Origin of the sequence: Microbacterium sp. A84 (genome assembly GCF_051842815.1) — a bacterium.
In the GTDB taxonomy this organism is placed as follows: Bacteria; Actinomycetota; Actinomycetes; order Actinomycetales; family Microbacteriaceae; genus Microbacterium.
This window is the reverse complement of the sequence record NZ_JBPXMS010000001.1, coordinates 1,894,740-1,910,114: the sequence shown is the minus strand read 5'-3', so window position 1 is coordinate 1,910,114 and position 15,375 is coordinate 1,894,740. Positions and strand designations below refer to the sequence as shown.

Here is a 15,375-nt window from a genome sequence, read left to right as displayed (position 1 = left end):
GAGAGCTGTGCCGCCACGCGCGACCATCGAAGAGGTGGCGGTTGCCGCCGGAGTGTCACGATCGACGGTGTCACGTGTCGTCAACGGCTCGACAGCGGTGAGCCCTGAGGCGCTCGAAGCCGTGCGGACGGCGATCGCGACGCTCAACTATGTGCCCAATCGGGCGGCCCGTTCGCTCGCCTCCCGGCAGACGCATGCGATCGCGCTGATTGTTCCGGAAGACACGACGCGCTTCTTCGGCGAGCCCTTCTTCGCGTCGATCGTTGCGGGTATCACCAGTGCTCTCGGCGGATCCGACTACCTGTTGAATTTACTCATCGCCAGTGACGACCCCGGCGCGAAGATGGCCAGTTTCGTGCGCAATGGGGGCGTTGATGGTGCGCTGATCGTCTCGCACCACACCAGCGATGCATTCATCGAGCAGATCGCGGATGCTGTGCCGGTGGTGTTCGGCGGCCGCTCGGCGCATCCTCGCCCCAGCGATTACGTCGTCGATGTCGACAACGTTGCGGCGGCGCGCGCAGCCACCCAGCACCTCATCGACATCGGGAGAAAGCGCGTCGCGACGATCTCCGGTTCATTGACGATGATCGCTTCGCTCGATCGCGTGCAGGGATTTCGCGATGTGCTCTCGGAAGCGGGGCTCACACCGTTCGCCGAAGCCGAGGGTGACTTCAGTGAGGAGAGCGGCGGCGAGGCCGTCAGGCGCATCCTCGAAGTGGGGGTGCCGGATGCGATCTTCATCGCCAGCGACCTCATGGCGCGCGGTGCGCTGACCGTGCTGCGAGCCAAGGGGATCCGCGTGCCGGAGGACATCGCCATTGTGGGCTTCGATGACTCAGCGGTCGCGCTCAGCAGCGTTCCACAGTTGACCACGGTGCGCCAGCCGATGTACGCGATGGGCGAGACGATGGCAGCAGTGCTGATGTCGCGCCTGAACGGCGGAGAGCCGCCGCAGACCACGATTCTGCCGACCGAGTTGGTGGTGCGCGCTTCGGCGTGAGGCCCGTCGTTCGTCCGAGATTAGGCCAGCTGCGCCTTCAGCGTGTTGTGCCACGGGTCGAGGAAACTCAGCGACTGCCCATCGTCCTGCACCTGGGTGCCGAAGTGTGTGAGCCGTTCGTTCAGCTCGCCGAGTGCATCCGCGTTCGGCAAGGCGAGATCCACCTGACCGAGTCCGAGTGCCGGCATCCGCGGGCCTGCACCACGCGAGTTCCAGACGTTCATCGCCATGTGATGGTGATACCCGCCCGCGCTCACGAACAGCGCCTGGTTGCCGAGGGATGCGGTGGCGTCGAAGCCGAGACGGTCCACATAGAATTCGCGGGCGGTGGCGACGTCGCCGACCGAGAGGTGCACGTGTCCGATCTGCGCGGGGTCCGAGTCGGTGGGCGTCTCCTCGGTGAAATGCTCCTTCAGGAACGTGTTCGGGTCGAGGTAGAGGGTGGCCATCTCAACTTCGCCGTGCGTCCATGACCACTCCGAGCGGTCGCGGTCCCAGTACAGCTCGATGCCGTTGCCTTCGGGGTCGGTGAGATAGAACGCCTGGCTGACCAGGTGGTCGGCGCTGCCGGTGAAGGTCTGCGGCGCGCGCTGAGCGACCGAGAGGAGAGCGGATGCGAGCGCTGCCTGCGATTCGAACACGATGGCTGTGTGGAACAGGCCTGCGGAGCCGGTCGCCGCGTGGGCGAGTGTCGGCTCGTGCTGGAGGATCACGATCGGCGTCCCCGCGCGGCCGAGCACTACCGAGTCGCGCGCGGCGCTCTGCACCTGAAGCGTGATGACGTCGCGGTAGAACGCGGTCATTGCGTCGAGGTCACCGACGAGCAGAGTGACGGCTCCCATTGTGGTTGCCGCGGCAAGTTTTTCGTTCATGTGAGATGGAACGGTCGGCATCCCAGATCTATTCCCGCCTAGGCGTGGCCCATTCGGGCGAACGCTCCCAGTACGAGGCGTTCGGACTGGATGAGGTATCGCTCCAGTGCGTCGGCCGCAGCATCCGGTCCTTCGTCGAGCAGTGCAGCCAGCACCACGCGGTTCTTGCGAACGAACGGCTCGTGCAGCGCGCGCGGATCATCGATCTCGAGGAACACCAGTCGCAGTTCCGCGGCCAGATTCCGGTAGGTGCGGGCAAGCCGGGGGCTGTCGGCGAGCGCCACGATCGCATCGTGGAAGGCCATGTTCGCGCTGCCCACGCGGCGCCATTCCTCACGGGGCAGGTGGAGTTCGGCTTCAGCGAGGGCATCCTTCATCAGTTGCACCGACGGATGCTCCGGTTCTGACTGGCGAAGTGCCGTGCCCTCGATGATGCGGCGTGCGCGATAGATGTCGATGACGTCAGCGATCGTGGGAGCCGCGACCGAGACGCCGCGATTCGGGATGTGCTCGATGAGCCCTTGCTCTGCCAGTACTCGGAACGCCTCGCGCAGCGTGTTGCGCGACACCTCGAATCGTTCGGCCAATGCCGATTCGGACAGGCGGGAGCCTGGGGCGAAATCACCATCGATGATGCTCTGTCGCAGCACATCGGCTAATACTCCCTGTTGGATCACGCCTTCATATTATGCGCCTGGCGCGGCGCGCGTAGCATGCCGGAAACATAGTTGTAGAACAATCAGCTTGAACTTGTTCTACACTCGGTGTCATCCGACACCCAACAATGACGATGGGAATCCCCTCCATGTCCGAGCAATCTCAGACTGAATCGCAGCTCGCCGCCGTAAAGAAGCGCGTCGGCCGCAGCGCCGTCATCGGCGCGATCTTCCTGATGGCGACATCCGCCATCGGCCCCGGTTTCATCACGCAGACCGCGACCTTCACCGCCCAGATGGGATCCGCGTTCGCATTCGCCATTCTCGTCTCGGTGCTGATCGACATCGCCGTGCAGTTGAACGTCTGGCGGATGATCACGTCGTCCGGTAAGCGCGCCGGCGAGCTCGCGAACGCAGCGATTCCCTACTCTGGGCACCTGATCGCGATCCTCGTCCTGATCGGTGGCCTTGCTTTCAACATCGGAAACATCGCCGGTGGTGGCCTCGGTTTGAACGCACTGCTGGGCATTGACCCGAAGATCGGCGGGATGCTGACCGCTGCGCTGGCAATCATCATCTTCCTGGTCAAGAAGGCCGGCAAAGTGATGGACATCGTGCTGGTCGTCCTGGGTGTCGGCATGATCGTGATGACAGTCATTGTCGCGATCCTTGCGCAGCCTCCGATCGGTGACGCGCTGCGACAGACGATCCTTCCGGACGAGCTGAACTTCGCCACCATCACCACGATCGTGGGTGGCACCGTCGGCGGATACATCACCTACTCGGGTGCGCACCGCTACCTCGATTCCGGCCAGACCGGACCTCAGCACGCCGGCCGTGTCATGCGCGCTGCTGCGAACGGCATCATCATCACCGGCATCATGCGCTACGTGCTGTTCCTGGCGATCCTGGGTGTCGTCGCCTCCGGTGTTGCGCTTGACCTTTCCAGCCAGGCGGCAAACCCCGCCGGCCAAGCTTTCGGGGCTGTGCTGGGAGACGCCGGCCTGCGCATCTTCGGCGCGATCTTCTGGGCCGCAGCCCTCAGCTCGGTCATCGGCGCGGCCTACACATCGGCGACGTTCCTCTCGGCGTTCAACCGCCGACTCGCAGCTGGTTGGCCGCTGCAGCTCGCGACCGTGGCGTTCATCGTCGTCTCGCTGATCGTGTACCTGTCGATCGGAACTGCCCCCGCAGCGATCCTGGTGTTCGTCGGTGGCTTCAACGGGCTCATCCTGCCGATCGGTCTCACCGTGTTCATGTACATCGGCTGGTTCCGACGAGACCTGCTTGGAACACGCAAGTACCCGCTGGTGCTACTGATCGCAGGTACGCTGGTCACCCTGCTGACCTGGTACATGGGTATCGTCTCGGTCGGCCCCATCTTCGCCTTCCTCGGAATCGGAGCGTGATCCTGTGGTGAGCATCGACCTGAACTCGGACCTCGGCGAGAACGTCCCCAGCCGAATCGTCAGCGATGACGTGAGCATGCTGCGCATCGTCACGAGCGCGAACGTGTCGTGCGGCTTCCATGCCGGGAGCCCCGAAGGGATTCGCGAGACCTTGGATGCAGCCGTGCGGGGTGGCGTCGTGATCGGCGCCCACCCCGGCTACCGCGACTACGAGAACTTCGGTCGCACGAACGTCGAGATCGATTCGGCGACGCTACAGGCGCACGTCGAGTATCAACTCGGCGCGATCATGGGCCTTGCCTCATCGGTCGGCGGCAAGGTCTCGTATGTGAAGCCGCATGGTGCGCTGTACAACGCCATCGCTCGCGATGAGCGGCAGTCTGCCGATGTGGTCGCGGCTATCAAGGCGATCGATCCGAGCCTCGTGCTGCTCGGCCTCGCCGGCGGTGTCGTGCTGGATGTCGCTTCCCGCGCCGGACTCGCAGTTGCCGCGGAGGCCTTCGCCGACCGGGCGTACCTGCCCGACGGGCAGCTCGTCTCGCGCACCCAGGACGGGGCCGTGCTGCACGATGCCGCCGCGGTCGCCGCGCGCATGGTGCGACTCGCATCCGAAGGCGTCATCCGGGCGATCGACGGCACCGATGTGCGCGTCGATGCGCAGTCGATCTGCGTCCACGGTGACAGCCCCGGATCGATCGAGATGGCCGCAGAGACGAAGCGGATGCTGCAGGACGCCGGCATCACGATCGCCCCGTTCGCCTGATGCGCATCCTTACGGCATCCGATCGCACGCTTCTCGTCGAGGCCGCCGACCTCGACGAGGCGATGCGCCTGAACCTCGCCTGGGATGGTGTGCCCGGCATCGTCGAGCGAATTCCGGGTGCGCGAACGGTGCTCGTACGATTCGATCCGGTGCGGACCTCTGCCGCCGCTCTGGCCGCAGTGCTGGAAGCGACAGAGGTGGATGCCGAGCACACCACGCATGCACGCGAGGTCACGGTTCCAGTGCACTACGACGGGGAGGATCTCGCCGAGGTCGCAGGGCTCCTGGGTGTCTCGGCCGAGGAACTCGTGAACCGGCACTTGGCCGCCGATTGGCAGGTCGCGTTCTCGGGCTTCGCGCCGGGATTCGGCTACGTCGTGAGCGGCGACCCGCTGTTCGATGTGCCGCGGCGGTCGTCGCCGCGCACGCGCGTGCCGGCTGGCTCGGTGGCGCTGGCCGGGCAGTTCACCGGGGTGTACCCGCGTGAGAGTCCCGGCGGCTGGCAGTTGATCGGACGCACGGATGCCGTGATGTGGGACATCGACCGAGAGCCGCCCGCACTCCTCGCCCCTGGTGTGTCGGTGCGGTTCGAGCGGGCTGGGCGGGACGCCGTCGTCGGGCAGACCTCGGAAAACAGAGACGACCTGGCGAGTCGTCGGGGTGTCGCCGCTCGCCACGCCGGCGCCACGCCAAGTCGTCTGGGTTTTCCCACGGGAGCCGCCGTCGAAATCGTCCGCCCGTCGCTGCAACTGCTGGTGCAGGATGCCGGTCGGCCAGGGCATGCGGCCCTCGGCGTCTCTGCATCCGGCGCCGCTGACCGCACGGCGCTGCGCGATGCGAACCGTGCGGTGGGCAACGATCCCGCCGCCGCGGTGCTCGAGAGTGTCGGCGGTGCGGTGCTGCGCTTCCACGGTGACGGTGTCGCCGCGGTCACGGGTGCCATCGGCACACTCACGCTGACGGATGCTGACGGCATCGTCCGCACGATCGGCCACGGCGAGCCCTTCGCCACAGCTGACGGCGACCTCCTCGCCCTTGGTCACCCGAGCCACGGACTTCGCTACGTCATTGGCGTCCGTGGCGGATTCGCCGCGGCATCCGCTCTGGGTAGCCGCGCCAGCGACACCCTTGCCGGACTCGGGCCCGCTGCGCTCGCATCCGGCGATGTCATCGCCATCGGCGATGCCGGCGTGCATACGGTCGCCCCCCGTCCGGTGGCACGAGAGCTGCCAGCATCCGGCGACCTCGTTGAGCTGACGATCACGCTCGGCCCGCGTGATGACTGGTTCACCGCGGCGGCGCTGGAAGTCCTGACCGGACAGGAATGGCTCGTCACTCCTCGCTCCGATCGGGTCGGCATCCGCCTGCAGGGCGACGTGCCGCTGGAGCGTGCCGAGCAGGGCGAACTGCCCAGCGAGGGCGCGGTGACCGGTGCCATCCAGGTGCCACCCGATGGGCAGCCGGTGCTGTTCCTGCCCGACCATCCGCTCACCGGCGGCTACCCGATCATCGGCGCGCTCACCGACCACTGTCTGGATACTGCGGCACAACTGCCCCCCGGCGCGCGCATCCGTTTTCGCATTGAAGAAGGTCTGTCATGAAGAAGGTACTGATCGCCAACCGTGGCGAAATCGCGGTGCGCGTGATCCGCGCGTGCGCCGAAGCCGGATACGCCTCGGTCGCCGTGTACGCCGACCAGGATGCCGATGCGATGCACGTCCGCCTGGCCGATGAAGCCGTCGGCCTGGGCGGTGCGACCGCAGCCGAGACGTACCTCTCGATCGAGGCGGTGCTGCGTGCGGCAGTGACGTCCGGGGCGGATGCCGTGCATCCCGGTTACGGGTTCTTGTCCGAGAGCGCGGAGTTTGCTCGTGCAGTCGAGGATGCTGGTCTCACCTGGATCGGTCCGGCACCGGACAGCATCGATGCGCTCGGTGACAAGATGACCGCGCGTCGGATCGCGCAGAGAGTGAACGCGCCGCTCGCCGCCGGCACCGATGAGCCTCTCGCCGGCCCTGCCGACGCCGTGGCTTTTGCTGAACAGCACGGGTTGCCCATCGCGATCAAGGCGGCATTCGGCGGTGGCGGCCGAGGACTCAAGGTCGTGCGCGACCTTTCCGACGTCGCCGAGGCGTTCGACGCTGCAACCCGCGAGGCCGTCGTGGCCTTCGGCCGGGGCGAGTGCTTCGTTGAGCGCTTTCTGGAGAGCCCTCGCCACATCGAGGTGCAGGTCCTCGGCGACGGACGCGGTGCGATCACGGTCGTCGGCGACCGTGATTGCTCGATGCAGCGCCGTAACCAGAAGCTGATCGAAGAGGCACCGGCTCCAGGATTGACGGTCGAGCAGCGCACGCAAATCCATGATGCCGCCCGTCGGATCTGTGCCGAGGTGTCATACCGCAGCGCGGGCACGGTCGAGTTCCTGCTCGCAGCTGACGGGACGATCTCCTTCCTCGAGGTCAACACGCGACTGCAGGTCGAGCATCCGGTGACCGAGGAGGTCACCGGGGTCGACCTGGTTGCCGAGCAGTTCCGGATTGCCGAGGGCCACGGCCCGTCGTTCACCGAGACCCCGGTGCCTCAGGGGCACGCATTCGAGTTCCGGATCAACGCGGAGGATCCGGGGCGCGGCTTCCTGCCGAGTCCTGGACTCGTCGAATCTCTGCGAATCCCCGGTGGTCCCGGCGTCCGCTGGGACAGCGGAATCGAGGCGGGTGACATCGTCCAGCCCGCGTTCGATTCGATGATTGCGAAGCTGATCGTGCACGCCAGTGACCGGGATGCGGCGCTCGTGCGCGCCCGGCGGGCCCTGCGCGAACTGTCGGTCGAGGGGCCGGCGACGGTGATCCCGTTCGATCGGCTGGCTGTCGATCAGCCCGAGTTCGCGACCGCGACCTTCGCGGTGCACACGCAGTGGATCGAGAGCACGCTGCTTCCTCGTCTGGAGCCGCAGGTGCGCCCGGCCCCGATCGAGGATGCCTCGCTGCAGCGCTTCGCCATCGAGATCGACGGACGTCGCGTGATGCTGGGCCTGCCCTCGGCCCTGCTGCGCGGATTCGCGGCCGGATCGGCCGAAGCGGATGCCGTCGCTACGGTCGATCCTGCCGCGCTGCGGGCATCCGTTCCGGGCAGTCTCGTGCGCTGGCTCGTCGAGGACGGCGCGGCTGTCGCCGAGGGCGATGCCGTCGCCGTGCTCGACGCGATGAAGATGGAGACTCAGGTCGCCGCGCACCGGGCGGGGACGCTGGTGCAGGGCGCCGCGGTCGGCGCGATGGTTGCCGCCGACGCGGAGATCGGCCGCATCGGCTGAGCAGGACGCTCCGCCTGGTGCCGAGGCATCCGCACACGGCGAAGGCCGGGCGCCCCGAAAGGATGCCCGGCCTTCGTGATCGCTACTCTGGGTCGCCGCCCAGAGGGCCGACGGCGGGGATCGGGCCGCCGTCGTCTGCGCCGGTCTTGCGCGCACGGGCGATCGCGTTGCCCAGGTGGTAGACCAGCAGGGCCGCGAACGTGCCGATGACGATGGCGCCGAGCTCGAAGCCTTCCCACTTCATCGCGAAGCCGCCGACGGCGATCACGAACGAAACCGCGACGGTGTACTGGTTCACCGGACGTGAGAAGTCCACGCGGTTATCGACCCAGATCTTGATGCCGATGACACCGATTAGGCCGTACAGCGCGGTGGTGACACCGCCGAGCACACCAGCGGGAACCGTGTTGAAGATCATCCCGATCTTGGGGGAGAACGCCAGCAGGATCGCAGCGAAGCCGGCGACCCAGTATGCGGCGGTGGAATACACGCGCGTCGCGGCCATTACGCCAATGTTCTCGCCGTAGGTGGTGGTCGCGGATCCACCGAATCCGCCGGCGAGGGTGGTGGCGAGGCCGTCGGCGATGAGCGCGCGACCGGTGTGCTTGTTGATCGAGGGGTCGTTCGCCATGGTGGCGACACCTCGCACGTGTCCGATGTTCTCCGCGATCAGCACGAGCACGATCGGCAAGAACATGGGGACGAACTTCCACGCCTCCGGGTCGGTGACCGCAGCGAGGTGGAATTCGGGCAGGCCCACCCATGCGGCATCCGCGATCGGCTGGAAGTCGACCTTTCCGGTGAACACGCCGACCAGGTACCCGACGATCACGCCAAGGAAGATCGAGATGCGCCCGAGGAAGCCGCGGAACAGCACGCTGCACAGGATGGTCGCCGACAGCGTGATGGTCGCGAGCACCGGGTCGAGGTTGAAGTTGTTCCAGGCGGCAGGGGCGAGGTTGAAGCCGATGAGCGCGACGATGGATCCGGCGACAACGGGCGGCATGAGCTTGTCGATCCAGCCGCTGCCGACGGCCTGAACCAGGAAGCCGATACCAGCGAGCAACAGGCCGACGACGAGCACACCGACGAGTGCCTGGGCGATCTGCTGCCCAGTCTCGAGTGACTGGCCAGCGTTGATCGCGGTGATCGGTGCGAGGAAGGCGAACGACGAGCCCAGGTAGCTGGGGAGCCGGTTGCGCGTGATCACCAGGAACAGCAGGGTGCCGAGTCCAGAGAAGAGCAGAGTCGTCGATACCGGGAAGCCGGTGATGATCGGCACCAGGAAGGTGGCGCCGAACATGGCGACGATGTGCTGTGCGCCGATCGCGAAGGTGGCAGGCCAATTCAGGCGCTCTTCTGGCTTGACGACTTCGCCGGGGGCGACGGTGTGGCCGTCGCCATGAATCTTCCACACGGGCATGCGGGTGCTCCTCAAGTTTCGGGTAGTGGGAGTGCTGGAGCAACACTATCGATTCCTGAGTGTTCCCTGGGATGCTGGCGCGGTTCTGCACTGGGCGCGTCCGTGTCGGATGTCGAGGGTAGAACAGTGGCAACAATGGTAGAAGGGTGCGAAAATGGATGCTATGAGCCTGAACATCAAGAACGAGCGGGTGCATGAGATGGTGCGCCAGCTTGCCGAGCTCACCGGGCAGAGTCAGACGAGCGCGGTTGAGGATGCGGTGCGGCGGAGGCTCGAGGAGATGGGCGGCGCGAAAGAAGCGGAAGTCGCGCGACGGCTAGCAGCAATTCGTGGGGCAGTTGTGGAGTTCAATAAAGATCTGCCGCCCAGACCCACGTATGAGGAGATCATCGAAGACATGTATGACGACATGGGTCTTCCGCGATGATCGTCGATACGTCCGCGTTGATGGCAATCCTGCAGGCGGAGCCGGAGGCCGAGCGCTATAGTCAACTGCTCGCGCGAGAGGACAGCGTCATCTCCGCTGGAACGCTGCTGGAGGCGCGAATTGTTGTGCAGGCCAGGGGTGCTGACAAGATCGCGGCGCTGGAGACCACGATTCGAGGAAGCGACACTCGTGTGGTCGCAGCAGATGAGGAGCAGGCTCGAATCGGATCGGATGCCTACCGTCGCTACGGTCGCGGATCAAAGCACCCCGCCAAGCTCAACTTCGGGGACTGCTTCAGCTACGCGCTTGCGATCGCGCTCGACGAGCCGCTCCTCTTCAAGGGCGACGACTTCATCCACACCGACGTGCGGGTAGCCGCGCCCTGATTACGCGGTCAACCGGGTGATGAGCTCGCGGTAGCGGTCAGCGGTGCGCACGACAATCTCCTCGGGCAGCACGGGCGGGGTGCCCTGCTTGTCCCAGTTCGACGCCAGCCAGTCGCGGACGATCTGCTTGTCGAAGCTCGCCATCCGCTCGGCCGGTATCGTGCCGGACTCCCACGTTGCGGCATCCCAATAGCGCGATGAGTCGCTCGTGAGCACTTCGTCGCCCAGCCGCAGGGTGCCGTCGGCATCCGTGCCGAACTCGAACTTGGTGTCGGCGAGGATCAGGCCGTGCTCTTCGGCGATCGCCGCGGCACGAGCGTAGATCGCGATCGATGCGTCACGCAGTTCGGCAGCGCGCTCCGCGCCGACCAGTTCTACGGTCTTCTCGAACGTGATGTTTTCGTCGTGCTCGCCCATCGGCGCCTTGTATGCCGGGGTGAACAGCGGCTCGGGTAGGCGGTCGCCGTTCTCCAGGCCAGCGGGCAACGGGATGCCGCAGACGGTTCCACTCTCGACGTACTCGGCCCAGCCCGACCCGGTGATGTACCCGCGGACGACGCACTCGATCGGCAGCATTTCCAGCGACTGCGCGAGCATCGCACGGTCGGCGACAGCATCCGGCATCTCACCCTCGGCGAGGTGATTCGGGAAGTCGAGCTGCGCGAACCACCACAGGCTGAGCTGAGTCAGCAGTGCACCCTTCTCGGGGATGCCGGGGGAGAGCACGAAGTCGAAGGCGCTGACGCGGTCGCTCGCGACGACGAGGATGCGGGTGTCGTCGGCATCCTCCGAGGCATAGAGGTCGCGGACCTTGCCGGAGTAGAGGTGTCGCCAGCCGGGGATGCTCAGAGGAGTGCTCATCCGCCCATTATCCCGTGTCCGCCCCATTGTTGTGGGCCAGGTGTAGCGTTGCCGCGTGACTCAATCCGCAGCATCCTCCATGGCGTCCTCGGCGGCACCGGAACGCAGCCCGTGGCCAGCGCTGTGGGCGCTGGTCATCGGCTTCTTCATGATCCTCGTCGACACCACGATCGTCTCGGTTGCGAACCCGGCGATCAAAGCAGCGCTCGACCCGGAGTCGAACAACCTCGACCGGGTCGTGTGGGTCACCAGCGCCTACCTGCTCGCGTATGCCGTGCCACTGCTGATCACCGGCCGGCTCGGTGACCGATTCGGTCCCAAGAACATCTACCTCATCGGCCTCGCGGTGTTCACTCTGGCGTCCCTGTGGTGCGGGCTGTCAACGACACTGGACGGACTCATTTGGGCGCGTGCCGCGCAGGGGATCGGCGCAGCGCTGCTGACCCCGCAGACGATGGCGGTCATCACTCGGACCTTCCCGCCGGAGCGGCGAGGCGCGGCGATGGGGCTCTGGGGCGCAGCATCCGGCGTCGCGATGCTCGTCGGCCCGCTGGCCGGCGGATTCCTCGTGGATGGTCTCGGGTGGGAATGGATCTTCTTCATCAACCTGCCGGTCGGCGTCGTCGGATTCATCCTGGCGTGCATTCTCGTGCCGAAGCTTGAGACGCATTCCCACCGCTTCGACATTCCCGGAGTTTTCCTCAGTGCGATCGCGCTGTTCCTCATCGTCTTTGGCCTGCAGGAAGGCGAGGCCCACGACTGGGGCATGATCTGGGGGCCGATTTCGGTCTGGGGTCTGATCGTCGTCGGTGTTGTCGTGCTCGGGCTGTTCCTCTGGTACCAGGTGCGCACCAAGAACGAACCGCTCGTGCCCATGGAGTTGTTCCGCAACCGCAACTTCGCGTGGTCGAACGTCGCGATCGCCACGGTCGGATTCACGGTGACGGCGCAGGCACTGCCGCTGATGTTCTTCCTGCAGACGGCACGTGGGCTCACTCCCACCGAATCCGCGCTGTTGCTGATTCCGATGGCGCTCGCCGCAGGTGTGGTGTCGCCATTCGCCGGTGCGCTGCTCGACCGCATCGACCCGCGGACCATGCTCATTCCAGGACTGCTGCTCGTATCAATTTCGCTGTTCACGTTCGCCATGATGATGAACACCCAGATTCCGATCGGCTGGCTGCTGGTTCCATCAGCGCTTCTCGGCTTCGGCAACGCCGGCATGTGGGGCCCGCTTGCCACCACAGCAACTCGCGACCTGCCGCTGCACCAAGCTGGTGCCGGATCGGGCATCTACAACACCATGCGTACGTTCGGTTCGGTGCTGGGCTCCGCCGCGATCGCCGCATTCATGCAGAGCCGACTTGAGGAAAACCTGCCCGGCGTGAAGGATGCGACGGGCGGCTTCGGTGAGGGCCAAATGCCAGATGCGATCGCGGCCTCCTTTGCGGATGCCATGGCGCAGACGATGCTGCTTCCGGCGGCGTTCATTCTGCTCGGCGTCGCGGCGGTGCTGTTCCTGCGTCGCCCGAAGCACCTGACTCGCACCGCATCAGAGGATCTGGTGGACGAGCCGGTGGTCGAATAACCGATCCGTTCGCGCGTCCGTTTGCGCTCGGGGTTCTGATCTGGTGTCCTGTTGCGATGACGATTGAGCTCACCCGCCCTACGACCGACCTCTTCGACTCCTGGGCGGCGGCCGTCACCGAGTTCGACGGCGCGCACATCGACGGTGGTGGGTATGACGCAGGCATGGTGCCAGATCGTGCTGCATGCGAAGGCTTCATCGCGAAGGCAGCACTGTATGCCGATGCTGCGGCAGAGCTTCCCGACGGTCACGTCTCGTGCGACTTCTTCTGGATCACCGCCGCTGGTGAGGTCGTCGGCTTCATCGCGTTCCGCCGCGAGCTCAACGACCATCTGCGCCAGTTCGGTGGCCACATCGGCTACGCGGTGCGGCCGTCACGCCGGCGAGAGGGCATCGCCAAGGATGCGCTGAGCCTCGTGCTCGACACGGCCAGGGCGCATGGCCTGGACCGCGTGATGCTCACCTGCGACGACGACAACCCCGGGTCATTCCGCACGATCGAGGGAGCCGGTGGCGTACTGCAGGACACGATCGATGCCACCGAACAGGACCACCCACAGCTGCGCCGCTACTGGATCACGCTGTAACGGCGAGGCACACGTCTCACCGTGGGTTCGCGTGATTGAAGCCTGCTCGCGCTGCTGAGCCCTAGTCCGAATTACTCCGAGACGCGGGCGGCGATGTCGCTACGGAAATGCGCGCCGTCCAGTCCGATACGGCCCATCGACTCGTAGGCCTGAGCGCGCGCGGCGGTGAAGTCTGATCCGACGGCAACGACGTTGAGCACACGGCCGCCGGTGGCGACCAGGTCTCCGCCCGGAGCATCCGGGCCGGCGGTCGCCGCATGGATAATTCGCACGCCCTCGACGCTGGCGGCATCCGCAAGGCCCGAGATCTGCCGACCAGTCTGCGGCGCCTCCGGGTAGCCTTCGCTGGCGAGCACCACGGTGATCGCGACGTCGTCGGAGAATTTGGGCTGCGGCTGATCTTCAAGATTTCCGGATGCTGCGGCCAGCAGCAGCTCCGACAGGGGAGTGATCAGACGTGGCAGGACGACCTGAGTCTCGGGGTCACCGAAGCGTGCGTTGAACTCGATGACCTTCACGCCGGAGGCAGTGAGGATGAGGCCGGCATAGAGGAGGCCGATGAACGGGGTGCCCTCGGCATCCATCTGACGGATGACCGGCAGTGCGACCTGTTCGGTGACGAGTTCGACGAACTCCTGCTCGCTGCCGAACTGCTCATTCAGCCACGGCAACGGCGAGTACGCGCCCATGCCGCCCGTGTTAGGGCCTTCGTCGCCGTCGTAGGCACGCTTGAAGTCTTGGGCGGGGCTGAGCGCACGCACCGTGTCTCCGTCGCTGAGGAAGAAGAGCGACACCTCAGGGCCAGCGAGGAACTCCTCGATAAGTATCGGGCCTGCGGGCAGGTAGTGTGCGGCGTGCGCGAGGGCCTCGGCACGGTCAGAGGTCACGATGACGCCCTTGCCTGCGGCCAAACCGTCGGCCTTCACCACGTAGGGGGCACCGAGGTCGTCGAATGCGGCCGCAACGTTGGCGATGGATGTGGCGCGCACAGCGCGTCCGGTCGGCACTGATGCGGCATCCATGATCCGTTTGGCGAAGGCCTTCGATCCCTCCAGCTGGGCCGCGGCCTTGCCGGGGCCGAACACCGGAATGCCGCGTTCACGCAACGCATCTGCAACACCGGCGACGAGCGGAGCTTCGGGGCCGATGACGACGAGGTCGACAGCGTGCTCGTTCGCGAAGGTGGTGACCGCACCGCCGTCGAGCTGGTCGACGACGACGAGTGTCGCATCCTGAGCCATGCCGGCGTTGCCGGGTGAGCAGAGGATCTCATGCTCGGCCGCTTCTGCTCGAAGGGCGAGGATGATCGCGTGCTCACGGGCACCGGAACCGAGGACGAGGATCTTCACAGTCCCAGACTACCGAGCCGGGCGGCGACCGTCAGTTCGTCACCGATCGCTCGTCTGTCTCATCCCACGGCACAGTCCACCCGCACGCGTCGAACAGACGATCAAGCACCATCGCCGTGAAGCCCCAGATGATCGTGCCGTCGACATCGAATGCAGGCCCTTTGAAGCTCAGCGGGCCGCGGCTGGTCACAGAGCGGAAGCGCGTCGCCGGGTCCAGAAGCTGAGCGACCGGCACTCGGAACACTTCGACGGTTTCCGCGTGATCGACAGCCGCCACCTTCGATGGCGTGGTCCACCAGCCGAGCACGGGTGTGACTCGGTGGTTGCTGACCGCAAGAGGAATCTCGGGGAGGGTCGCGAGCACCTCGACCCCGGTCGGATCCAGTCCGGTCTCTTCTTCAGCCTCGCGCAGCGCCGTGTCGACGACGTCACGATCGCCTGCATCACGCCCGCCGCCAGGGAACGACACCTGTCCTGGGTGCGACGAGAGGGTAGACGCGCGCCGCTGCAGCAGTACGTCGAGATCTCGCGCGACCGCGGCGTCGACCGTGCGGGCGGGGATGCTGTCGAGCACCCCGAACAGGATGAGCACCGCCGATTCGCGGGCAGCGCTCCAGTCGGCCAGCTGGGGGAGCACTCGAGCGGCCCAATCGCCGGTCTGTGCCGCGTTCAGCAACTGGGCACGGGCGCCGTCTGGATGCTGAATGTCACTCACACTTTGACCCTACGCGGTGCGTGGGA

At 65.9% G+C, this 15,375-nt stretch carries 15 protein-coding genes; 9 read left to right on the top strand and 6 right to left on the bottom strand.

Annotation, left to right across the window (positions count from 1 at the left end):
* Positions 1–7 precede the first annotated feature (7 nt).
* The gene (locus ACSU04_RS09095; RefSeq protein WP_439280222.1) at positions 8–1,003 is read left to right on the top strand and encodes a LacI family DNA-binding transcriptional regulator; all 996 of its coding nucleotides are present in this window, start codon (positions 8–10) and stop codon (positions 1,001–1,003) included.
* 20 nt (positions 1,004–1,023) lie between these two features.
* Here ACSU04_RS09095 and ACSU04_RS09090 read toward each other — a convergent pair whose 3' ends face one another.
* Entirely contained in the window at positions 1,024–1,875 is an 852-nt protein-coding gene (locus ACSU04_RS09090; protein WP_439280223.1) for a VOC family protein, read from the bottom strand.
* Positions 1,876–1,913: 38 nt separating this feature from the next.
* Positions 1,914–2,552: a GntR family transcriptional regulator gene (locus ACSU04_RS09085; RefSeq protein WP_439280224.1), complete on the bottom strand. Its 639-nt coding sequence runs from the start codon at positions 2,550–2,552 to the stop codon at positions 1,914–1,916.
* Positions 2,553–2,680: 128 nt separating this feature from the next.
* Between ACSU04_RS09085 and ACSU04_RS09080 the strand changes: the two genes are divergently transcribed.
* From ACSU04_RS09080 to ACSU04_RS09065, 4 genes are read left to right on the top strand one after another with little or no spacing between them, the layout of a single operon-like run.
* Positions 2,681–3,940: an NRAMP family divalent metal transporter gene (locus ACSU04_RS09080; RefSeq protein WP_439280225.1), complete on the top strand. Its 1,260-nt coding sequence runs from the start codon at positions 2,681–2,683 to the stop codon at positions 3,938–3,940.
* Positions 3,941–3,944: 4 nt separating this feature from the next.
* Positions 3,945–4,703 (top strand): LamB/YcsF family protein, encoded by a 759-nt coding sequence (locus ACSU04_RS09075; RefSeq protein WP_439289176.1) that lies wholly within the window; start codon positions 3,945–3,947, stop codon positions 4,701–4,703.
* On the top strand, positions 4,703–6,304 hold the full coding sequence (locus tag ACSU04_RS09070; RefSeq protein WP_439289175.1) for a carboxyltransferase domain-containing protein: 1,602 nt from the start codon (positions 4,703–4,705) through the stop codon (positions 6,302–6,304). The genes ACSU04_RS09075 and ACSU04_RS09070 overlap by 1 nt, the downstream gene beginning before the upstream one ends.
* Entirely contained in the window at positions 6,301–8,013 is a 1,713-nt protein-coding gene (locus tag ACSU04_RS09065; protein WP_439289174.1) for an acetyl/propionyl/methylcrotonyl-CoA carboxylase subunit alpha, read from the top strand. The genes ACSU04_RS09070 and ACSU04_RS09065 overlap by 4 nt, the downstream gene beginning before the upstream one ends.
* 82 nt (positions 8,014–8,095) lie before the next feature.
* Here ACSU04_RS09065 and ACSU04_RS09060 read toward each other — a convergent pair whose 3' ends face one another.
* Entirely contained in the window at positions 8,096–9,436 is a 1,341-nt protein-coding gene (locus ACSU04_RS09060; protein ID WP_439289173.1) for a uracil-xanthine permease family protein, read from the bottom strand.
* Between the two features lie 163 nt (positions 9,437–9,599).
* On the opposite strand from ACSU04_RS09060, the gene ACSU04_RS09055 reads away from it, so the two are divergent.
* Positions 9,600–9,863, top strand: coding sequence for a type II toxin-antitoxin system VapB family antitoxin (locus tag ACSU04_RS09055; RefSeq protein WP_439280230.1), 264 nt, complete (start codon positions 9,600–9,602; stop codon positions 9,861–9,863).
* Positions 9,860–10,249: a type II toxin-antitoxin system VapC family toxin gene (locus ACSU04_RS09050; protein ID WP_439280231.1), complete on the top strand. Its 390-nt coding sequence runs from the start codon at positions 9,860–9,862 to the stop codon at positions 10,247–10,249. Before ACSU04_RS09055 ends, ACSU04_RS09050 begins: the two co-directional genes overlap by 4 nt.
* On the opposite strand, the gene ACSU04_RS09045 is transcribed toward ACSU04_RS09050, so the two are convergent.
* Complete coding sequence (locus ACSU04_RS09045; RefSeq protein ID WP_439289172.1) at positions 10,250–11,110, bottom strand: phosphoribosylaminoimidazolesuccinocarboxamide synthase; 861 nt, start codon at positions 11,108–11,110, stop codon at positions 10,250–10,252.
* A 79-nt stretch (positions 11,111–11,189) separates the two neighbouring features.
* On the opposite strand from ACSU04_RS09045, the gene ACSU04_RS09040 reads away from it, so the two are divergent.
* Positions 11,190–12,698, top strand: coding sequence for an MFS transporter (locus ACSU04_RS09040; protein WP_439289443.1), 1,509 nt, complete (start codon positions 11,190–11,192; stop codon positions 12,696–12,698).
* A 56-nt stretch (positions 12,699–12,754) separates the two neighbouring features.
* On the top strand, positions 12,755–13,285 hold the full coding sequence (locus ACSU04_RS09035; protein ID WP_439289171.1) for a GNAT family N-acetyltransferase: 531 nt from the start codon (positions 12,755–12,757) through the stop codon (positions 13,283–13,285).
* A gap of 71 nt (positions 13,286–13,356) precedes the next feature.
* Here the strand turns inward: ACSU04_RS09035 and purD are convergent, their stop codons facing one another.
* Together purD and ACSU04_RS09025 are read right to left on the bottom strand one after the other, a co-directional pair.
* A complete protein-coding gene (purD, locus tag ACSU04_RS09030; protein ID WP_439289170.1) occupies positions 13,357–14,634 on the bottom strand; it encodes a phosphoribosylamine--glycine ligase in 1,278 nt (425 codons plus the stop codon).
* Between the two features lie 31 nt (positions 14,635–14,665).
* On the bottom strand, positions 14,666–15,349 hold the full coding sequence (locus ACSU04_RS09025; protein ID WP_439289169.1) for an NUDIX hydrolase: 684 nt from the start codon (positions 15,347–15,349) through the stop codon (positions 14,666–14,668).
* Positions 15,350–15,375 lie beyond the last annotated feature (26 nt).